Source organism: Paraburkholderia phymatum STM815, from assembly GCF_000020045.1.
Classification (GTDB): Bacteria; Pseudomonadota; Gammaproteobacteria; order Burkholderiales; family Burkholderiaceae; genus Paraburkholderia; species Paraburkholderia phymatum.
In genome coordinates this window covers 2833342-2853025 of sequence record NC_010622.1, presented here as the reverse complement: position 1 = coordinate 2853025, position 19684 = coordinate 2833342, and the positions used below count along the sequence as shown (strand labels likewise).

The window sequence follows — 19684 nt, the reverse complement described above, 5'->3', positions numbered from 1 at the left end:
GGCAGATAGAAAGGAGAATGAATTGAAACCGATGCGTTTGATTGTGGCTGGCGCGCTGGCGTCGTCGATGGCGGCGGGCGCATTCGCCGCCGATACCTATCAGCTCGATCCGACTCACACGTATCCGAGCTTCGAAGCCGACCACATGGGTGGCGTGTCGACCTGGCGCGGCAAGTTCACGAAAAGCTCCGGCACGGTGACGCTCGACCGCGCGGCGAAGACGGGCACCGTCGAAGTCACAGTCGATACATCGTCGGTCCAGATCGGCAATACGAAGCTCGAAGAGCATCTGCGTTCGCCCGATTTCTTCGACGTCGCAAAGTATCCGACGGCGACCTACAAGGGCACGTCGATCAAGTTCGACGGCGACACGCCCGTTGCCGTCGACGGCCAGCTCACGATGAAGGGCGTCACGAAACCCGTGAATCTCAAGATCGAGTCGTTTAAATGCATCCAGCATCCCGTGCTGAAGCGCGAGGTGTGCGGCGTCGAGGCGGCGGGCGAATTCAACCGGGCGGACTTCGGCATGGACTTCGGCACGAAATACGGCTTCAGCATGAAAACGGTGCTGCATATCCAGGCTGAAGGGATCAAGCAGTAAGCATCGGGCGCTCAGCACCGCGTGCCGGTCCGCACAAACCGCTCCGTTCGCCTTGCGACGGAGCGGTTTTTTTATTGGCGTGAGAACCTGGCGCTTTCACTGCTCGTGCAGACTTATTTTTTGGTTCATAGTGGACGCAGACGCTGGATCGGTTGTGCGCGCATCGAATCCGGTGAAAAGATGAAGCGCGGACGATTCTTCGCAATCGTCACGATAAGGACTACCGCGCGCACTGGAGATCCACAATGAGTTCAACGATAGCCGCGAGCACGGCGCAGCGCCGTTCCGATACGTGGCGCACGGTGGTGGCCGCGTCGATCGGCAACGCGCTGGAATGGTTCGACCTCGTCGTTTACGGTTTTTTCGCCGTCGTCATTTCGAAGCTGTTCTTTCCGGCGGGCAACGAGACCGTCTCCCTGCTGCTGACGCTCGGCACGTTCGGCGTGTCGTTCTTCATGCGGCCGCTCGGTGCGATCATGCTCGGGGCCTATGCGGACCGGGCAGGGCGCAAGGCTGCGCTGACACTCTCCATTCTGCTGATGATGATGGGCACGCTGATCATCGCCGTCCTGCCGACGTACCAGTCGATCGGCCTTGCGGCACCGCTGATTCTCGTCGTCGCGCGTCTGATGCAGGGCTTTTCGGCGGGCGGGGAGTTCGGCAGCGCGACAGCCTTTCTCGCCGAACACGTGCCCGGGCGGCGTGGCTATTTCGCCAGCTGGCAGATCGCGAGCCAGGGGCTGACTACCCTGCTGGCCGCACTGTTCGGGGCCATGCTGACGGGGCAGCTATCGCCCGAGCAGCTGAACGCGTGGGGCTGGCGCGTGCCGTTTTTCTTCGGCCTGTTGATCGGGCCCGTCGCGTGGTACATCCGCACGAAGCTCGACGAAACGCCGGAGTTCCTCGCCGCCGAAACGACGCAAACGCCGATTCGCGATACGTTCGCGAGCCAGAAGACGCGGCTTTTCATCGGCATGGGCATTGTCGTGCTCGGCACCGTGGCGACGTACCTGGTGTTGTTCATGCCGACGTACGCGATCAAGCAGCTGAAGCTCGCGCCGTCCGTCGCGTTCACGGCGATTTCGCTGGTCGGCGTGATCCAGCTGGTGTGTTCGCCGATCGTCGGGCATCTGTCGGATCGTCACGGACGCGTGCGCATCATGCTCGTGCCCGCCGTGCTGCTGTTCCTGCTGATCTGCCCGGCCTTTTCCTATCTCGTCGCGCATCCGACCTTCGGCACGCTGCTGGCGATGCAGATCGTGCTTGGCGTTCTGATGACGAGTTACTTCGGGGCGCTGCCCGGCCTGCTGTCGGAAATCTTTCCGGTGCAGACGCGCACGACGGGCATGTCGCTCGCCTATAACATCGCGGTGACGATCTTCGGCGGTTTCGGGCCGTTCATCATCGCCTGGCTGATCGACGCGACGGGTTCGAAGATTGCGCCGGGCTTCTATTTGATGCTCGCGGCCGTGGTGAGTGTGATCGCGCTGATCGCGGCAAGACGCAAGCTCGGTTTCAGGTAACGCGCTTTTCACCCTGCCGATGATGTAAACGACAAAGGCCGGTTCGATTGAACCGGCCTTTTTCTGGTGCTAACAACGTCTCTTTCAGACGCTCGCGATCAGACCTGCGCGCCTGCGTTGGGATCGTTCGGATCGTGGCGTTCCTTCTTTTCCTTCAGCAGGTCGTCGCGCTTCACGCCGAACCACATCGCCAGCGCCGCCGCGACGAACACCGACGAATAGATGCCGAACAGAATACCGACCGTCAGCGCGAGTGCGAAGTAGTGCAGCGTCGGGCCGCCGAACAGGAACATCGACAGCACCATCATCTGCGTACAGCCGTGGGTGATGATAGTACGCGACATCGTGCTCGTGATTGCGTGGTTGATTACTTCGATCACGCTCAACTTGCGTTCGCGGCGGAAGGTTTCGCGAATCCGGTCGAAGATAACGACGGATTCGTTCACCGAGTAGCCCAGCACGGCAAGCACCGCGGCCAGCACCGATAGCGAGAACTCCCACTGGAAGAACGCGAAGAAGCCGAGAATGATCACCACGTCGTGCAGGTTCGCGATCACGCCCGCGACCGCGTACTTCCATTCGAAGCGGAACGACAGATAGATCACGATGCCCGCGACCACGCACGCGAGCGCGAGCAGGCCGTCGGTGGCGAGTTCCTTGCCGACCTGCGGACCGACGAACTCGACGCGTTGCAGTTTCGCGTTCGCGTCCTGGCCTTTCAGCGAGGCCATCACCTGGTCGCTCTGCTGCGCCGACGTCAGGCCCTGCTTGAGCGGCAGACGGATCAGCACATCGCGCGAGGTGCCGAAGTTCTGCACCTGAGCGTCGCCGTAGCCGATCCTGGTCAGCGTGTCGCGCACGGGTTCGAGCGGCACGGCGCCCGGATACTGCACTTCGATCACGGTGCCGCCCGTGAATTCGACGGACAGATGCAGCCCGCGATGCAGCAGGAAAAACACGGCGGCGATGAACGTCAGCAGCGAGATCGCGTTGAAGACCAACGCGCGCTGCATGAACGGAATGTCTTTACGGATGCGGAAAAATTCCATGTTCTCTTTCTCCGGACTCAGCGGGTCGAACCCGGCTTGTTCGTGCCACCCGGCGCGTTGCGGTTGCGCAGCGTCGGCTTGCCCGCACGCGCTTGCGCGCCCGCCGAAGCCTTGGTCCTCTGCTTCGGCGCCTTGGTTGCGGCGATCTGCGCAGCCGTGTCGGTCTGCTCGTCGGCGTTGTCGAGGTAAGCCGTTGCGCCTTCCACTGCCGCGGGCTTCCACACCTGGCCGACAGCCAGCGACTTCAGCTTTTTCTTGCCGCCGTACCACAGGTTCACCAGACCGCGCGAGAAGAACACCGCCGAGAACATCGACGTCAGAATGCCGATGCAGTGCACGACCGCGAAGCCGCGCACCGGGCCGGAGCCGAATGCGAGCAGCGCGAGACCGGCGATCAGGGTAGTCACGTTCGAGTCGAGAATCGTCGCCCATGCATGCGCGTAGCCGTTCTGGATGGCCAGTTGCGGCGGCGCGCCGTTGCGCAGTTCTTCACGAACGCGCTCGTTGATCAGCACGTTGGCGTCGATGGCCATACCGAGCGCAAGCGCGATAGCGGCGATGCCCGGCAAGGTGAGCGTGGCCTGCAGCATCGACAGGACGGCGATGAGCAGCAGCAGGTTCACCGACAGCGCGATCATCGAGATCAGGCCGAACAGCATGTAGTACGCGATCATGAAGGCCGCGATCGCGATGAAGCCGTACACGACGGAATCGAAGCCCTTCTTGATATTGTCCGCGCCGAGGCTCGGGCCGATCGTGCGCTCTTCGATGATGTCCATCGGTGCCGCGAGCGAACCGGCGCGCAGCAGCAGTGCGAGATCGGTTGCCGCTTGCGGCGTCGGCTGGCCCGTGATCTGGAAGCGGTCGCCTAGTTCCGACTGGATCGTCGCGACCGTCAGCACTTCGCCCTTGCCCTTTTCGAACAGCACCATCGCCATCGGCTTGCCGATGTTGTCGCGCGACACGCTGCGTACCGCACGGCCGCCTGCCGAGTCGAGACGGATGTTGACGGACGGACGCTGGTGTTCGTCGAAGCCCGCCGATGCGTCGATGATGCGGTCGCCAGTGAAGATCACCGACTTGCGCAGCAGCACGGGCACGGCGTTGCCTTGCGTGAAGAGTTCGTCGCCCGCCGGGACCGGGTCGGACGGATTCGGATGCAGTCCGTTCGGATCGGCGAGGCGTGCTTCGAGCGTCGCCGTACGGCCGATGATGTCCTTCGCCTTCGCCGTGTCCTGCACGCCCGGCAGTTCCACGACGATGCGGTCGGAGCCTTGCTGCTGGATGACGGGTTCGGCCACCCCGAGTTCGTTGACGCGGTTGTGCAGCGTCGTGATGTTCTGCTTGAGCGCCGCGTCCTCCACCGTCTTTTGCACGGCAGGGGTGAACGTGCCCACCGCCTGGAAGCCGCCGCTCGGATTCGGCTGCGTCGCCCACTGCAGTTCGGACACGCCCGCGGTCAGCTGCTTGCGCGCTGTTTCCGCGACGTCCTGATCCGCGAAATTGATGACGACCGATTGACCGACGCGGTTCACGCCACCGTCGCGGATGCCCTTGTCGCGCAGCAGCGTGCGCGCATCCGATGCGTCGGAATCCAGTTTCTTGTTGAGCGCGCCTGCCATATCGACTTGCAGCAGGAAGTGCACGCCGCCGCGCAGGTCGAGACCGAGATACATGGGCAGCGCGTGCAGCGCGGTCAGCCAGTGCGGCGACGCGCTTTGCAGGTTCAGCGCCACGATGAACTGCGGATCGGTCGGGTCGCTATTGAGCGCCTTTTGCAGCAGATCCTTCACGCGCAGTTGCGTGTCGGTGTCTTTCAGACGCACCCGGATGTTCGCGTTTTGCGTCGAGTTGTCGAACGTGACGTCGTCGGGCTTGATCTGGCTGGATGCGAGCGCCGCTTCGACCTGCGACAGCGTGGTCGAATCGAGCTTCACCGTTGCCTTGCCGCTCGACACCTGCACCGCCGGCGCTTCGCCGAAGAAATTGGGCAGCGTGTACACGAGGCCGATGACGAGCGCCACCAGCATCACGGCATACTTCCAGAGGGGGTAACGATTCATGGAGTGGTCCAACGGGAGGTTGGCTTGAAAGCGATGCGTCCGGCGATGAGCGCGGCGAGCGGAAGCGCGGATAGAGATTCCGCTCGGCGCGAGGCCGCGCCGGACGCAAGAGAGCAGGCCTTACAGCGACTTCAGGGTGCCCTTCGGCAGAATGGTCGTGACGGAGGCCTTCTGCACGGTGATCTCGGTGCCTTCTGCGATTTCGACGCCAACGTAGGCTTCGCCGACCTTCGTCACCTTGCCGACGATGCCGCCGTTCGTCACCACTTCATCGCCCTTCGCCATCGCCGCGAGCATGTTGCGGTGTTCCTTCTGGCGCTTCATTTGCGGGCGAATCATGATGAAGTACAGCACCGCGAACATCAGAATCAGCGGCAGGAAGCTCATCAGGCTCGATTCGGCGCCACCTGCTGCACTGCCTTGCGCGAAGGCATTGGAAATGAACGACACGTTGGTCTCTCCGTTATAACAATCGAAAAAAATCAGCCGGTTATTCTACCACCGGCCATTTACGGGACGGCACCCGCAGCGGGTTTTCCTGACGGGCCGTCAAGGGCTTTGGGCATCCGTCCGAAAGTTAATTGTAATGTCTGATGCGCTATATGGGAGGCGCGCTTTTCACGAGTCCTTCGACACCGCGTTTGACTTTAGTCCGTTCCGCGCGCCCGGTTGTCGTGGAACAGCTTCCGGAATACGTCGAAGGTCTGCGCGTCGATGGCGTCGCGCATTTCCTGCATCAGTTCGAGGTAGTAGTGCAGGTTGTGGATCGTGTTCAGCTGCGCGCCGAGAATCTCGCCGACGCGATGCAGGTGATGCAGATAGCCGCGCGTGAAGTTGCGGCAGGTGTAGCAGCCGCATTGCTCGTCGAGCGGGCGCATCGAGTTCTTGTGCGTTGCGTTGCGGATCTTGATGTCGCCGAAACGCGTGAAGAGCCAGCCGTTGCGCGCGTTGCGGGTCGGCATCACGCAGTCGAACATGTCGACACCCGCCGCCACGCCCGCCACGAGGTCTTCCGGCGTGCCGACGCCCATCAGGTAGTGCGGCTTGTCGGCGGGCAGCTTCGGGCCGATATGATTCAGCACACGCATCATGTCTTCCTTTGGCTCGCCGACGGACAGGCCGCCGATCGCAAGGCCATGAAAGCCGATCTCCGACAGCCCTGCCAGCGACTCGTCGCGCAGATCTTCGAACATGCCGCCCTGGACGATGCCGAAGAGCGCATTCGGGTTCCCGAGCCGGTTGAATTCGTCGATCGAGCGCTTCGCCCAGCGCATCGACATGCGCATCGAGTCGGCGGCGTCCTTGTGCGACGTGGGCACGCCGTTGGTCGCGTAGGGCGTGCATTCGTCGAACTGCATCACGATGTCCGAGTTCAGTACCTTCTGGATCTGCATGGACACTTCCGGCGACAGGAACAGCTTGTCGCCGTTGATTGGGGACGCGAACGTCACGCCGTCTTCGGTGATCTTGCGCAGATCGCCGAGCGAGAAGACCTGAAAGCCGCCCGAGTCGGTGAGAATGGGCCGCTTCCAGCCCATGAAGCCGTGCAGGCCGCCATGCGCCGCGATCGTTTCGAGACCGGGACGCAGCCAAAGGTGGAAGGTATTGCCGAGGATAATCTGCGCGCGGATTTCTTCAAGCTCGCGCGGCTGGATTGCCTTGACGGTGCCGTACGTGCCAACGGGCTGGAAGATCGGCGTTTCGACCACGCCGTGATTGAGCGTGAGGCGGCCGCGGCGCGCCAGGCCGTCGGTTTTGAGCAGCTCGAACTTCAGGCCGTTGTCGGGGCGAACGTGGTCGCCGAGGTAAGCGCCGTCGGCGCGTGCAGCGTTGCGATGACCGTCGGTCATGGGTTGACTCCGTGTGCAGACCGGAAAACAGTCCGGCGCATGATGAAGAATGCTGCGGGAGCGTTTCCGGCAGCGAGTGAAGGATTATGCGTTCAGTGCGTCTTCGCTGCGCGTGAGCAGCATCGCGTCGCCGTAGCTGAAGAAGCGGTAACGCCCGTCGATCGCGTGACGATACGCCGCGCGGATCGTTTCTATGCCCGCGAACGCCGACACCAGCATCAGCAGCGTCGACTTCGGCAGGTGGAAATTCGTGACGAGCCGGTCGACCACGCGGAACTTGTAGCCCGGCGTGATGAAAATGTCCGTCTCGGCGCTGGTGGCGGCGAGCGGCTTGCCTGCAGCGTCGGCGTCGCGCGCGGCGGCTTCCAGCGCGCGCATCGACGTCGTGCCGACCGCGATCACGCGATTGCCACGCGCCCTGGTCGCGGCGATCCTGTCGACGAGCGATTGCGGCAGCTGATACCACTCGCTATGCATCTTGTGTTCGGCGATGTTCTCGACGCGGACCGGCTGGAACGTGCCCGCGCCTACATGCAGCGTGAGCGTCGCACGTTCGACGCCTTTTGCATCCAGCCGCGCGAAGATCGAATCGTCGAAATGCAGGCCGGCCGTCGGTGCGGCGACGGCACCCGGATTTTGCGCGTACACCGTCTGATAGCGCGTTTCGTCGAATGCGTCGGGGTCGTGCTCGATATACGGCGGCAGCGGCAGACGGCCGAACTGCTCGATCAGCGTCAGGCAGTCGTCGGGGAAGTGCAACGTGTAGAACGGCTCGACGCGCTCGCCGACAGTGACATCGAAGGCATCGGCGAGACGCAGCACAGTGCCCGGCCCCGGACTCTTGCTCGCGCGAATCTGCGCGAGCGCCGTGCGTTCGCCAGTCAGCCGCTCGACCAGCACCTCGATCTTGCCGCCGCTGGCCTTCTGGCCGAGGAAACGGGCCTTCAGCACTTTGGTATCGTTGAAGACGAGCAGGTCGCCGGGCTGGATGCACTCGGGCAGTTCGGCGAAGCGGCGGTCGGCGAACGACGCGGGCGTGGTTTGCCCGTTCACTTCGAGCAGACGGCTCGCGCTGCGCTCGGGCAGGGCGGTTTGCGCGATCAGCTCGGGCGGCAGGTCGAAATCGAAATCGGAAAGCGTGAACATGCGGACTGACTTGATGCGGGTTGGAACAGTGCGAAGCGGGAGCGCCGCCCGGCGAGGGCGAAGCCGAAATGACGGCTGAAGCATCAGCGCCTACGACAGCGTCTCACGAGCGGCTATGATTGCGGGACATTGCCGCGGCGGCCCGGTGTGCGCGCATCTCACGCGCACACTGGCCGCAAAACTTCTGAAGCCGATATTGTACTTGCGAAGCGACCCATGCCTTTGTCCGATACCCGTTCACCTCTCGACACCGACGACGACAGCGCCCCGAAGAAGCGCCGCGCCGTTCGGAGCAAGGCGGAGCCGGACGCGGCTGCGGCCGGTGTGAAGGGCGCGCCCCAAGAGGCGAAAAAGGCCGCCGCGAAGAAGCCCACGCTCGCCAAAACGGCCGACAAGCTCGCCAAGCTCGGCCTCACACGCGATATCGACCTCGTGCTGCATCTGCCGATGCGCTACGAGGACGAAACTTCGCTGACGCCGATCGGCGAACTGCTGCCTGGCGACATCGCGCAGACGGAAGGCGTCGTGTATGACAATGAGATCGCGTACCGGCCGCGCCGCCAGCTGCTCGTGAAAATGCGCGACGACGCGGGCGACGAACTGATCCTGCGCTTCCTCAATTTCTACGGCTCGCAGGTCAAGCAGATGTCGGTTGGTGTGCGGCTGCGCGTGCGCGGCGACGTGCGCGGCGGCTTCTTCGGCATGGAGATGGTGCATCCGGCCGTGCGTGCCGTCGATGAAGACACGCCGCTGCCGCAAGCGCTCACACCCGTTTATCCGAGCACCGCGGGCGTGTCGCAGGCCTATCTGCGCAAGGCAATCGACAACGCACTCGCGCGCACGTCGCTGCCGGAACTGCTGCCGGAGCCCATCGAGCGGCAATATCTGCGGCCGCTCGAAGTCCCTGCGCTGATGGACGCGGTGCGCACGCTGCATCATCCGAATTCGCATTCGGACGAGACCGCGCTGATCGACGGCACCCACCCCGCGTGGACGCGTATCAAGTTCGAGGAACTGCTCGCCCAGCAGCTTTCGCTCAAGCGTGCGCACGAGGAGCGCCGTACGCGCGCCGCGCCCGCAATGCCGCGCCGCGCCGCCACCGACGAGACTTCGCTGGTCGCGCGTCTGCTGAAGACGCTGCCGTTCTCGCTGACGGGCGCGCAGCAGCGCGTGTGCGGCGAAATTGCGCAGGATCTGACGCAGCCGCATCCGATGCAGCGCCTGTTGCAGGGCGACGTGGGCAGCGGCAAGACGGTCGTCGCGGCGCTCGCGGCCGCACAGGCCATCGACGCCGGTTATCAGGCCGCGATGATGGCGCCGACCGAAATTCTCGCCGAGCAGCACGCGCGCAAGCTGCGCGGCTGGCTCGAGCCGCTCGGCGTGACGGTCGCGTGGCTTGCGGGCAGTCTTAAGACGAAAGAGAAACGCAGCGCGATCGAAGCGGCGGCGCTCGGCACTGCGCAACTGGTGATCGGCACCCACGCGATCATTCAGGATGCGGTCGAGTTCGCGCGGCTCGGGCTCGTGATCGTCGACGAACAGCATCGGTTCGGCGTCGAGCAGCGGCTTGCGCTGCGCGCCAAGGCGCAAAATGCAGCCGACGGCGCACGCGATTTCCAGCCGCATCAGCTGATGATGTCCGCCACGCCGATTCCGCGCACGCTCGCAATGACCTACTACGCAGACCTTGAGGTGTCCACGATCGACGAACTGCCGCCAGGCCGTACGCCCATCCTGACCAAGCTCGTGTCCGATGGACGCCGCGACGAAGTGATCGGCCGCGTGCGCGAGGCGGCGCTGACGGGCCGCCAGGTGTACTGGGTGTGTCCGCTAATCGAAGAAAGCGAGACGTTGCAGTTGCAGACGGCCGTCGAAACCTATGAAACGCTCGTTGCTGCGCTGCCGGAACTGAGGGTCGGGCTCGTGCACGGACGCCTGACGCCCGTCGAAAAAGCGAGCGTAATGGACGCGTTCGGCCGCAACGAAGTGCAGCTGCTGGTCGCGACGACGGTGATCGAAGTGGGCGTCGACGTGCCGAACGCGTCGCTGATGGTGATCGAGCACGCGGAGCGCTTCGGGCTGGCGCAATTGCATCAGTTGCGCGGGCGGGTAGGGCGCGGCAGTGCAGCGTCCGTGTGCGTGCTGCTGTACACGGGACCCTTGTCGATGACGGCGCGCGCCCGCCTGCAAACGATGCGCGAAACCACCGACGGCTTTGAAATCGCGCGTCGTGACCTTGAAATCCGCGGCCCCGGCGAATTTCTCGGCGCGCGGCAGTCGGGCGCCGCGATGCTGCGCTTCGCCGATCTGGAAAACGACGGCTGGCTGATCGAACCCGCGCGTGAAGCGGCGACGACGCTGCTCGCGCAGTATCCGAACGTCGTCACGCAGCATCTTTTGCGCTGGCTAAACACACGCGAGCAATATCTGAAAGCCTGATGGAATCTGCTGCAAGAAAGCGCTTCGCACTGCAGCATGGCTGATTCGGCTTGAAGGTTGGCGAATTGGCCCCATAGGTGTATAACAGAAACCTATCGAATTCATCGCCCTGATTGGTCCCCAATGACCCTCACTGAACTGAAATACATTGTCGCGGTAGCGCGGGAACGCCATTTTGGCCGCGCGGCAGAAGCGTGTTTCGTGAGCCAGCCGACGTTATCGGTCGCGATCAAGAAGCTCGAAGACGAGCTGAACGTACAGATTTTCGAGCGCGGCACGAGCGAAGTCAGCGTCACGCCAATTGGCGAGCAGATCGTCACCCAAGCGCAGCGCGTGCTCGAACAGACGCTCGCTATCAAGGAAATCGCCAAGCAGGGCAAGGATCCGCTGGTCGGGCCGCTGCGCCTCGGCGTGATCTACACGATCGGGCCGTACCTGCTGCCCACGCTCGTCAAGCAGATGATCAAGCGTGTTCCGCAAATGCCGCTGATGCTGCAGGAAAACTACACGTTGAAGCTGATCGAACTGCTGAAGCAGGGCGAAATCGACGTCGCGATCATGGCGCTGCCGTTTCCGGAAACCGGCTTGATGCTGCGTCCCCTGTACGACGAGCCGTTCGTCGTCGCGCTGCCGTCGGGCCATGCATGGGAGTCGCGCAACAAGATCGATCCCGGCGATCTGAAGCAGGAAACCATGCTGCTGCTCGGCAGCGGCCATTGCTTCCGCGATCACGTGCTCGGCGTGTGTCCAGAACTGATGCGCTTCTCGCAGAACGCCGACGGCATTCAAAAGACGTTCGAGGGATCGTCGCTGGAAACCATCCGGCACATGGTTGCGAGCGGCGTAGGCATTACGGTGCTGCCGCGCATGTCGGTGCATGAAGTGAAGCCGCACGCGGGCGGTGTCGATTCCGGCCTGCTCAGCTACGTGCCGTTCGACGATCCCGTGCCGGATCGCCGCGTCGTGCTGGCCTGGCGCAAGAGCTTTACGCGGATGCCCGCCATCGACGCCATCTGCGATGCGATCGCCGCCTGCGATCTGCCCGGCGTGAAGAAGCTCGATCTGCCCGCAGCCGTCAACTAAACGTTGTTGCCGCAGGATATCGACAGCCGTGCGGCTGTCGATGCATCGTCCACCGGCGCATGCATGAGCCAGCGCCTATCGAATATATAAATATAATCAAATCGCGCAGCTCGATAGTTTTTAATAAGATTTCCTCCACGGATCGCCGAGATCCATCACGACACACCGGAGGAAATCATGCAGCCATTCACGTCTTCGTTTTTCCCGTCAGTTTCCTCGTCGTCGCAGCAGACCGCGGCCGCTAGCAGCGCGTCCAGCTTCAGGACGGTCGCATTTTCACTACTCGTCGATCGCGCGCTGTCCGCCTGATCGCGCTCCCGCTGTTCACCGAATCCATCGCACGCTACGACGGCAACTCAAGCATCATCCGGAGAAGAACTATGTCTGAACGCACCCTCACCACCGCTTCGGGCGCACCCGTCGCCGACAACCAGAATTCGCTGACGGCCGGCCCGCGCGGCCCCGTCGCGCTGCAGGACGTGTGGCTGATCGAAAAACTCGCTCACTTCGACCGCGAAGTGATTCCCGAGCGTCGCGTTCACGCGAAGGGTTCGGGCGCGTTCGGCACCCTCAAGGTGACGCATGACATCTCGCGTTACACGAAGGCGAAGGTGTTCTCGGAAGTGGGCAAGGAAACGCCGCTGTTCATGCGCTTCTCGACAGTGGCGGGTGAGCGCGGCGCGGCCGACGCCGAGCGCGACGTGCGCGGCTTCTCGATCAAGTTCTACACCGAAGAGGGCAACTGGGACGTCGTGGGCAATAACACGCCTGTGTTCTTCATCCGCGATCCGCTGAAGTTTCCCGACTTCATCCACACGCAAAAGCGTGATCCGTACACCAATATGCGCAGCGCGACGAATGCGTGGGATTTCTTCTCGCGTCACCCTGAGTCGCTGCATCAGGTGACGATCGTGATGAGCGATCGCGGCATTCCGAAGAACTACCGGCAGATGCATGGCTTCGGCTCGCACACGTTCTCGTTCATTAACGCGAATGACGAGCGCTTCTGGGTGAAGTTCCATTTCAAGTCGATGCAGGGTATCGAGAATTACACCGATGAAGAGGCCGCGCAAGTCGTCGCGCGTGACCGTGAAAGTGCGCAGCGCGACCTCGTCGAGTCGATCGACGGCGGCCAGTTTCCGAAGTGGCACTTCCAGATTCAGGTGATGCCGGAACAGGATGCAGCGGTGTATCGCTACAACCCGTTCGATATCACGAAGGTCTGGCCGTACAAGGACTATCCGCTGATCGATGTCGGCGTGATCGAGTTGAATCGCAATGCGCAGAATTACTTCGCGGATGTCGAGCAGGCCGCATTTACGCCGGCAAACGTAGTGCCCGGCATTGGCTTCTCGCCGGACCGCCTGCTGCAAGGGCGCCTGTTCTCGTACGGTGACACGCAGCGCTATCGTCTCGGCGTGAATCATCATCTGATTCCCGTGAACGCGTCGCGCGCATCGAACGTGCGCTCGTTCCATCGCGACGGCGGCATGCGCGTCGACGGCAATCTTGGCGGCAGCGTGAACTACGAGCCGAACCGTTTCGGCGACTTCGCGCAGGACCGTAACGCGATCGAGCCGCCGCTCGCGGCAGGCAACGTCGGTCACTACAACCATCGCGAAGACGACGATTACTACAGCCAGCCGGCGGCGCTGTTCCGCATTTTCGACAGCGCACAGCGCGAACGTCTGTTCGGCAACATCGCGCGAGCGATCGACGGCGTGCCCGCCGATATCGTCGCGCGACAGATCGAGCACTTCCGCAAGATCGATCCGGCGTATGCCGACGGCGTGATCGCTGCCATCGAGGCGCTCGCGAAAGCGAAGGCGAAGTAGCATTTCGGCTTGCAGACGGCGCATGCGCCGTCTGCTCCGGCAAGCAACGAGTACAGGACGACGCGATGCCCTCCTGTCGGCAAAGGAGAAAGATCATGGTTGACATGGTAATGAGCGCAGTCGGCTATCACACCGGCAATGCAGCTGGCAACGCGGGGAGTGTCGCCCGACACGTGCGGACTCCCATGCTTTTGCAGAAGCTCGTCGGGTTGGCGATTCTCGGCAGTGGCTATGTGGCGATCGTCGCGACGCTGGTCCACGCCATCAGCGGATGACGAACTGCACGCATGGCCATGCGTGGTTCGCGGGTCACGGATAGCGAGGCGCAGGGTCGCGCGAACGCCAATGCGTTTCAGGCTACACTGGCGGGCGTTCGAGCGTTGAACGATTGCACACGCGCAGTTCCGGGCAAGCAGACCGGTTCAAATCACTCTTAAAAGGAGTCATCATGGCCAAGAAAGAAGCCGTACCGCACGTCAACATTGGTATCAGCGACAAGGATCGCAAGAAGATCGCAGAAGGTCTCTCACGTCTTCTCGCAGATACATACACGCTTTATCTGAAGACCCATAACTTCCACTGGAACGTCACGGGTCCGATGTTCAACACATTGCATCTGATGTTCGAGACGCAGTACACGGAACTGGCGACGGCCGTCGATCTGATCGCCGAGCGTATCCGCGCGCTGGGCGTCGCTGCGCCTGGCAGCTACAAGGAATTTGCGAAGCTGTCGTCGATCGCTGAAGCGGACGGTGTACCCGCCGCCGAAGACATGATCCGTCAGCTGGTGGAAGGCCAGGAAGCCGTGGTGCGTACCGCCCGCGCTATCTTCCCGGTGACGGACGCGGCCCACGACGAGCCGACGGCCGACCTGCTGACGCAACGCATGCAGACGCACGAAAAGAACGCGTGGATGCTGCGTTCGATGCTGGCGTAATCGGTGCAACGGCGTAGGCGGGATGCCTGCGCTGCGTCGCCGATGAACAAGCCCGACAGGTGAAGGCCCGTCGGGCTTTTTGTTTTTTGCCTGCGTACGAGAACCAGGCTGTCACGCACGCTGCACTAAAATAGCGGGATCGAATCTACGCGCACCGCCATGTTCGCCCGACTCCCGCTCTATCTGCGCCTTGTCCGCATGGACAAGCCGATCGGCAGCCTGCTGCTGCTATGGCCGACGCTCAACGCGTTGTGGATTGCCTCGGACGGTCATCCGTCGGTTTCGTTGCTGGTGATCTTCGCGCTCGGCACGATTCTGATGCGCTCGGCCGGCTGCGCGATCAACGACTACGCCGACCGCGACTTCGACCGCTATGTGAAGCGCACCGAAAACCGGCCGATCACGTCGGGCAAGATCAAGGCATGGGAAGCCGTGGCACTTGCGGCGGGCCTATCGCTGGTCGCGTTCCTGCTGATTCTGCCGCTCAATGCGCTGACGAAGGAATTGTCGGTGGCGGCGCTGTTCGTCGCGGGCACCTATCCGTTCACGAAGCGCTTCTTCGCGATTCCGCAAGCGTATCTGGGCATCGCCTTCGGCTTCGGCATTCCGATGGCGTTTGCCGCTGTGCAGAACCAGGTGCCGCTGCTCGCGTGGGTGATGCTGATTGCGAACGTGTTCTGGTCGGTCGCCTACGACACCGAATACGCGATGGTCGATCGCGACGACGACATCAAGATCGGCATCCGCACGTCCGCGTTGACGTTCGGCCGCTTCGACGTGCTCGCCATCATGCTGTGCTATGCAGTGACGCTCGGCATCTACGTCGGGATCGGTTTTACGCTGGGCTTTGGTGTGTTGTACTGGATCGGCCTGGCGGCCGCGGCAGGCTGCGCCGTCTATCACTACACGCTGATCAAGGGCCGAGAGCGCATGCCGTGCTTCGCGGCGTTCCGGCACAACAACTGGCTGGGCGGCGCGCTGTTCGCAGGCATCGCCGCACATTACGCGGCGCAGGCGTTCTGAGTCTTGTTTCCCGCGGCGTTATGAGCCTCCCTTTATCGGCGCGACGAGGCCCGCATAACGCGTGCACCGTCTGCCGACCGGTTCAGGCAAGCAACATCATTGCTTGCCGAATTCCTCTCCCATCTCGCGCGCACGAGCATCCGCGGCCAACGCGCCGCGTACGATCGCGTCCTTCACGCCTTGCGCGTCGAATGAGGCGAGCGCTGCCGCTGTCGTGCCGCCCTTCGACGTCACGCGCTCGCGCAGCACGCTAGCCGGTTCGCCCGATTGCGCGGCGAGCTGCGCCGCGCCAGTGAACGTGGCGACAGCCAGTGCACGGCCTTGCTCGTCGTCCATGCCGAGTTGCCGCGCCGCTTCCTGCATGGCTTCGATGAAGTAGAACACGTAGGCAGGCCCGCTGCCGGAGATCGCGGTGACGGCATCGATCTTCGCTTCGTTGTCGAACCACACCGTTTGCCCGACTGCGCCGAGCACCTGGGACGCCAGATCGCGTCCCGCTTCATCGACGCCTTCCGTCGCCACCAGACCTGTCACGCCCATGCCGATCAGCGCTGGCGTGTTCGGCATCGTGCGCGCGACGCGCGCGTGGCCGCCGAGCCAGCGCGAAAGGTCCGCGCTGCGAATGCCCGCGACGATGCTGATGACGAGTTGCGAAGGCGACAGATGCGGCGCGAGCGCGGCAGCGACGTCTTTGACGATTTGCGGTTTCACGGCAAGCACGACGGCATCGAACGATTTCAGCGACGCATCCGCCGAAGCGCCCGTGCCGATGCCGAACTGCTGTTCGTTGCGCTTGCGCGCGTCTTCGTTGGGATCGATCGCGAGAATATCAGCCGGCGCCACGCCGCGCTTGATCATTCCGCCGATGAGCGCGGCGGCCATGTTGCCGCCGCCGATGAAGGCAATTTTCATGATGTTCGTGAAGTTCAGTGAGAGTAATCGCGGGCGCCGAAGATCGCGGTGCCGACGCGTACGATAGTCGCGCCTTCGAGCACGGCCGCTTCGAGATCGCCGGACATGCCCATCGACAGCGTGTCGAGATCCAGGCCTTGTGCCCGCAACCTGTCGAACAGCTCGCGCAACGCGCGATGCGGCACGCGCTGTTGTTCGACGTCGCCTGCCGGTTCGGGAATCGCCATCAGGCCGCGCAGACGCAACCTGGGCAACGCAGCGACCTGGCGCGCGACGTCGAGGGCTTCCTCAGGCGTAACGCCGCTCTTCGAGGCTTCGCCGCTGATATTGACCTGCAGGCACACATTGAGCGCAGGCGCCGTATCCGGCCGCTGCTCCGACAAACGCTGCGCGATCTTCAACCGGTCGACGGAATGTACCCAGTCGAAATGCTCGGCGACGGGACGCGTCTTGTTCGATTGCAGCGGCCCGATGAAATGCCAGGCGAGCGAGGCACGCAGATCGGACAGCGCTCCGATCTTGGTCAGCGCTTCCTGCACGTAGTTTTCGCCGAACGCACGCTGCCCGGCGACATGCGCGGCGCGAACGTCTTCGGCTGGGAACGTCTTCGAGACGGCAAGAAGCGCTATGGAGCCAGGATCGCGGCCCGCGATCCGCGCGGCGAGGGCGATGCGCTGATGCACTGCGTCGAGATTGTGGGCGAGGTCGGGCATGAAGCGGTACCGGGGCGAGGGGCGACGATTCGAATTATACGGACGCTGCCCGCGCGCCACGACCTGGCCGATCGGCCAGGTTGTGCACGAACGTGCCGCAAGCGATGCTGGCGGTCAGGACGCGAGCATGTGCTCGACAAGTTCGACCCAATGCACGACGGGCATGGAGGTGCCGCTTTGCAGATGCGCGATACAACCCACATTCGCGGACACGACGATCTGCGGCTCCTGTGCTTTCAGCTTTTCCAGCTTCTGGTTGCGCAATGCGTACGAAAGCGCCGGCTGCGTGAGGGAATAGGTGCCTGCGGAGCCACAGCACAGATGGCTGTCGGCGGGGAGCCTGACTTCGATGCCCAGCGCGGTCAGAAGATGCTCGACCTTGCCGCGTATCTGCTGGCCATGCTGAAGCGTGCAGGGCGGGTGATACGCAACCGTATGAATCGCCCGGCGCCGCGTGAGCGGCGTCAGCGCTTCTTCGAAGTCCGGCAGAATCTCGCTGAGGTCGCGCGTCAGCTCGACAATGCGTTTCGCCTTCTCCGCATAGGCCGGGTCGTTGCGCATCAGGTGGGCATACTCCTTCACAGTCGCGCCGCAACCAGACGCATTCATCACGATCGCTTCCGCACCTTGCTCGACATGCGGCCACCATGCGTCGATGTTCTGGCGCACGTCGTCGAGCGCCTCGTCGTTGTAGCCGAGGTGCAGGCGGATCGCGCCGCAACAACCCGCTTCCGGTGCGATCACCGTCTGGACGCCGAGCGCGTCCAGCACGCGCGCCGTCGCAATGTTGACGTTCGGCATCATCGAAGGCTGCACACACCCTGCGAGCATCAGCATCTTGCGCGGATGCGTGGCCGTCGGCCATTCGAGCTGGCGCTGACGTTGCGGCACCTTGTCCCGCAGCTTCTTCGGCAGCAGCGGGCGAAAGTGCTGACCGAGCCGCATCGCGGGGGTGAACAGCGTGCTGTTCGGCACGAAGCTCGCGAGCAAGCGGCGCATCAGGCGCTGGCCAAACGGGCGCGGCACTTTCTCTTCAGTGAGCTTGCGGCCTATCTCGACGAGCTTGCCGTACTGGACGCCGGAAGGGCAGGTGGATTCGCAATTGCGGCAAGTCAGGCAACGATCCAGGTGCAACTGCGTGCTGCGCGTGACGGGCGCGCCTTCCACCATCTGCTTGATCAGATAGATTCGGCCGCGCGGACCGTCGAGTTCGTCGCCCAGCAGCTGATAGGTCGGGCAGGTCGCTGTGCAGAAGCCGCAATGCACGCATTTGCGCAGGATGGCGTCGGCTTCGTCACCGTCCGGTGTATTGCGAATGAAGTCGGCGAGATTGGTTTGCATCGCGCGCTCAGAAGTCGGGGTACAGCCGGCCGCGGTTGAAGATGCGGGCCGGGTCGAAAGTGGCTTTCAGACCGCGATGGATTTTCATCAGCGGGGCAGGCAGCGGCGTGAACACGCCTGCGCCGCGGTCGTAGCCTTGGCCCGTACGGAAAATAGTCGCATGGCCGCCTGCCTGTTTCGCGCTCATGCGTACGGTCTGCGCGTCCGCGTCGGTGATCCACCAGCGTTGTGCGCCGCCCCATTCCATCAGCTGTGCACCGGGCAATTGCAGCGGCTCGGTGATGGTGGGCAGCGCGAGGCGCCAGAGCGCGGACTTCGGCGCAATGTCCGCGAAGAAAGGATCGGTCTGTTCGCGCAGGCCCGCCCAGAAGCGTTCGGCTTCGACTGCGTCGACCACTTCGCCGCCCAGCGAAGTGCGCGCCGACTTGACGGCCGCTTCGGCGCCGCCCAGCCGCACGGCGAGTGTGCCGTGGCGCCAAGCGCTGCCTGTGATGGGTAGCGGCCGCCCGCCCCATTCGTTGAGCTTGCGCACGGCATCGGTGCCGTTCATGTCGAACTTGAGCGTCGCTTCCGCCTTCGGCCGTGGCAGCACCTTGACGGACAATTCGAGGATCAGGGCAAGCGTACCGAGCGATCCCGCCATCAGCCGCGACACGTCGTAGCCGGCGACGTTCTTCACCACCTGGCCGCCGAACGTCAGCACCTGCCCCTGGCCGTTCATGACGACGGCGCCGAGTACGAAGTCGCGGGGTGCGCCCGCCGAATGACGGCGCGGTCCAGCGATGCCCGCTGCAATGCAGCCGCCGAGCGTCGCTTGCGGGCCGAAGTGGGGCGGTTCGAAGGCGAGCATCTGATCGTGCTCGGCGAGCGCCGCTTCGATTTCGAGGAGCGGTGTACCGGCGCGCGCCGTAATGACCAGCTCCGCGGGATCGTACGCGATGATGCCACGATGCGCGCGCGTGTCGAGGACCTCACCTTGCAATGACTGGCCATACCAGTCCTTCGTGCCGCCGCCACGGATGCGGATCGGCTGCTCCGCGGCCGTGGCCGCACGAACCTGTTCCGACCACGCGGCGACGATGTCGTCCTCTTTCATGGTGCGTTGCTTCGTTGTAGTGCGTTCGATTGTACCGAGGCAAGCCGCGCTCGCAACCCGGTTCAGACCCGTA

General features: G+C 63.3%; 17 protein-coding genes. 8 read left to right on the top strand and 9 right to left on the bottom strand.

Annotation, left to right across the window (positions count from 1 at the left end):
- Positions 1 to 31 precede the first annotated feature (31 nt).
- Positions 32 to 601, top strand: a complete 570-nt coding sequence (locus tag BPHY_RS12845) for a YceI family protein (RefSeq protein ID WP_012401906.1) — start codon at positions 32 to 34, stop codon at positions 599 to 601.
- Between the two features lie 245 nt (positions 602 to 846).
- Positions 847 to 2124 (top strand): MFS transporter, encoded by a 1278-nt coding sequence (locus tag BPHY_RS12840; protein ID WP_012401905.1) that lies wholly within the window; start codon positions 847 to 849, stop codon positions 2122 to 2124.
- A gap of 98 nt (positions 2125 to 2222) precedes the next feature.
- Here the strand turns inward: BPHY_RS12840 and secF are convergent, their stop codons facing one another.
- The 5 genes from secF to queA all read right to left on the bottom strand — a co-directional run bounded on the left by secF (position 2223) and on the right by queA (position 8232).
- The gene (gene secF, locus BPHY_RS12835) at positions 2223 to 3173 is read right to left on the bottom strand and encodes a protein translocase subunit SecF (RefSeq protein ID WP_012401904.1); all 951 of its coding nucleotides are present in this window, start codon (positions 3171 to 3173) and stop codon (positions 2223 to 2225) included.
- 17 nt (positions 3174 to 3190) lie between these two features.
- Entirely contained in the window at positions 3191 to 5236 is a 2046-nt protein-coding gene (gene secD / locus BPHY_RS12830; protein ID WP_012401903.1) for a protein translocase subunit SecD, read from the bottom strand.
- 120 nt (positions 5237 to 5356) lie between these two features.
- The gene (gene yajC, locus BPHY_RS12825; protein ID WP_012401902.1) at positions 5357 to 5686 is read right to left on the bottom strand and encodes a preprotein translocase subunit YajC; all 330 of its coding nucleotides are present in this window, start codon (positions 5684 to 5686) and stop codon (positions 5357 to 5359) included.
- A 197-nt stretch (positions 5687 to 5883) separates the two neighbouring features.
- Positions 5884 to 7086 carry a tRNA guanosine(34) transglycosylase Tgt gene (gene tgt / locus BPHY_RS12820; RefSeq protein ID WP_012401901.1) on the bottom strand — a complete coding sequence of 401 codons (1203 nt, stop codon included), beginning with the start codon at positions 7084 to 7086 and terminating at the stop codon, positions 5884 to 5886.
- An 84-nt stretch (positions 7087 to 7170) separates the two neighbouring features.
- On the bottom strand, positions 7171 to 8232 hold the full coding sequence (queA, locus tag BPHY_RS12815) for a tRNA preQ1(34) S-adenosylmethionine ribosyltransferase-isomerase QueA (protein ID WP_012401900.1): 1062 nt from the start codon (positions 8230 to 8232) through the stop codon (positions 7171 to 7173).
- 216 nt (positions 8233 to 8448) lie between these two features.
- On the opposite strand from queA, the gene recG reads away from it, so the two are divergent.
- The 6 genes from recG (at position 8449) to ubiA (ending at position 15549) form a co-directional block, all read left to right on the top strand.
- Entirely contained in the window at positions 8449 to 10671 is a 2223-nt protein-coding gene (gene recG, locus BPHY_RS12810; RefSeq protein WP_012401899.1) for an ATP-dependent DNA helicase RecG, read from the top strand.
- A gap of 123 nt (positions 10672 to 10794) precedes the next feature.
- A complete protein-coding gene (locus tag BPHY_RS12805; protein ID WP_012401898.1) occupies positions 10795 to 11754 on the top strand; it encodes a LysR substrate-binding domain-containing protein in 960 nt (319 codons plus the stop codon).
- Positions 11755 to 12134: 380 nt separating this feature from the next.
- Positions 12135 to 13589 (top strand): catalase, encoded by a 1455-nt coding sequence (locus BPHY_RS12800; RefSeq protein ID WP_012401897.1) that lies wholly within the window; start codon positions 12135 to 12137, stop codon positions 13587 to 13589.
- 95 nt (positions 13590 to 13684) lie between these two features.
- On the top strand, positions 13685 to 13864 hold the full coding sequence (locus BPHY_RS12795) for a hypothetical protein (protein ID WP_157686544.1): 180 nt from the start codon (positions 13685 to 13687) through the stop codon (positions 13862 to 13864).
- 173 nt (positions 13865 to 14037) lie between these two features.
- Positions 14038 to 14526 carry a Dps family protein gene (locus tag BPHY_RS12790; protein ID WP_012401896.1) on the top strand — a complete coding sequence of 163 codons (489 nt, stop codon included), beginning with the start codon at positions 14038 to 14040 and terminating at the stop codon, positions 14524 to 14526.
- Between the two features lie 159 nt (positions 14527 to 14685).
- Entirely contained in the window at positions 14686 to 15549 is an 864-nt protein-coding gene (ubiA, locus tag BPHY_RS12785; RefSeq protein ID WP_012401895.1) for a 4-hydroxybenzoate octaprenyltransferase, read from the top strand.
- A 96-nt stretch (positions 15550 to 15645) separates the two neighbouring features.
- On the opposite strand, the gene proC is transcribed toward ubiA, so the two are convergent.
- The 4 genes from proC to glcE form a co-directional block, all read right to left on the bottom strand.
- Positions 15646 to 16461: a pyrroline-5-carboxylate reductase gene (gene proC / locus BPHY_RS12780; protein WP_012401894.1), complete on the bottom strand. Its 816-nt coding sequence runs from the start codon at positions 16459 to 16461 to the stop codon at positions 15646 to 15648.
- A gap of 14 nt (positions 16462 to 16475) precedes the next feature.
- Complete coding sequence (locus BPHY_RS12775; protein WP_012401893.1) at positions 16476 to 17174, bottom strand: YggS family pyridoxal phosphate-dependent enzyme; 699 nt, start codon at positions 17172 to 17174, stop codon at positions 16476 to 16478.
- A gap of 114 nt (positions 17175 to 17288) precedes the next feature.
- The gene (gene glcF / locus BPHY_RS12770) at positions 17289 to 18515 is read right to left on the bottom strand and encodes a glycolate oxidase subunit GlcF (protein WP_012401892.1); all 1227 of its coding nucleotides are present in this window, start codon (positions 18513 to 18515) and stop codon (positions 17289 to 17291) included.
- A gap of 7 nt (positions 18516 to 18522) precedes the next feature.
- Complete coding sequence (gene glcE, locus BPHY_RS12765) at positions 18523 to 19611, bottom strand: glycolate oxidase subunit GlcE (protein ID WP_012401891.1); 1089 nt, start codon at positions 19609 to 19611, stop codon at positions 18523 to 18525.
- Between the last annotated feature and the right edge of the window lie 73 nt (positions 19612 to 19684).

What these genes read in the sequence shown, in the direction of transcription:
- recG (WP_012401899.1), top strand. Translation starts at nt 8,449, where the DNA reads ATGCCTTTGTCCGATACCCGTTCACCTCTCGACACCGACGACGACAGC.
- BPHY_RS12805 (WP_012401898.1), top strand. Translation starts at nt 10,795, where the DNA reads ATGACCCTCACTGAACTGAAATACATTGTCGCGGTAGCGCGGGAACGC.
- ubiA (WP_012401895.1), top strand. Translation starts at nt 14,686, where the DNA reads ATGTTCGCCCGACTCCCGCTCTATCTGCGCCTTGTCCGCATGGACAAG.
- BPHY_RS12790 (WP_012401896.1), top strand. Translation starts at nt 14,038, where the DNA reads ATGGCCAAGAAAGAAGCCGTACCGCACGTCAACATTGGTATCAGCGAC.
- glcF (WP_012401892.1), bottom strand. Translation starts at nt 18,515, where the DNA reads ATGCAAACCAATCTCGCCGACTTCATTCGCAATACACCGGACGGTGAC.
- BPHY_RS12800 (WP_012401897.1), top strand. Translation starts at nt 12,135, where the DNA reads ATGTCTGAACGCACCCTCACCACCGCTTCGGGCGCACCCGTCGCCGAC.
- BPHY_RS12795 (WP_157686544.1), top strand. Translation starts at nt 13,685, where the DNA reads ATGGTTGACATGGTAATGAGCGCAGTCGGCTATCACACCGGCAATGCA.
- glcE (WP_012401891.1), bottom strand. Translation starts at nt 19,611, where the DNA reads ATGAAAGAGGACGACATCGTCGCCGCGTGGTCGGAACAGGTTCGTGCG.
- tgt (WP_012401901.1), bottom strand. Translation starts at nt 7,086, where the DNA reads ATGACCGACGGTCATCGCAACGCTGCACGCGCCGACGGCGCTTACCTC.
- BPHY_RS12775 (WP_012401893.1), bottom strand. Translation starts at nt 17,174, where the DNA reads ATGCCCGACCTCGCCCACAATCTCGACGCAGTGCATCAGCGCATCGCC.
- secF (WP_012401904.1), bottom strand. Translation starts at nt 3,173, where the DNA reads ATGGAATTTTTCCGCATCCGTAAAGACATTCCGTTCATGCAGCGCGCG.
- BPHY_RS12845 (WP_012401906.1), top strand. Translation starts at nt 32, where the DNA reads ATGCGTTTGATTGTGGCTGGCGCGCTGGCGTCGTCGATGGCGGCGGGC.
- queA (WP_012401900.1), bottom strand. Translation starts at nt 8,232, where the DNA reads ATGTTCACGCTTTCCGATTTCGATTTCGACCTGCCGCCCGAGCTGATC.
- secD (WP_012401903.1), bottom strand. Translation starts at nt 5,236, where the DNA reads ATGAATCGTTACCCCCTCTGGAAGTATGCCGTGATGCTGGTGGCGCTC.
- proC (WP_012401894.1), bottom strand. Translation starts at nt 16,461, where the DNA reads ATGAAAATTGCCTTCATCGGCGGCGGCAACATGGCCGCCGCGCTCATC.
- BPHY_RS12840 (WP_012401905.1), top strand. Translation starts at nt 847, where the DNA reads ATGAGTTCAACGATAGCCGCGAGCACGGCGCAGCGCCGTTCCGATACG.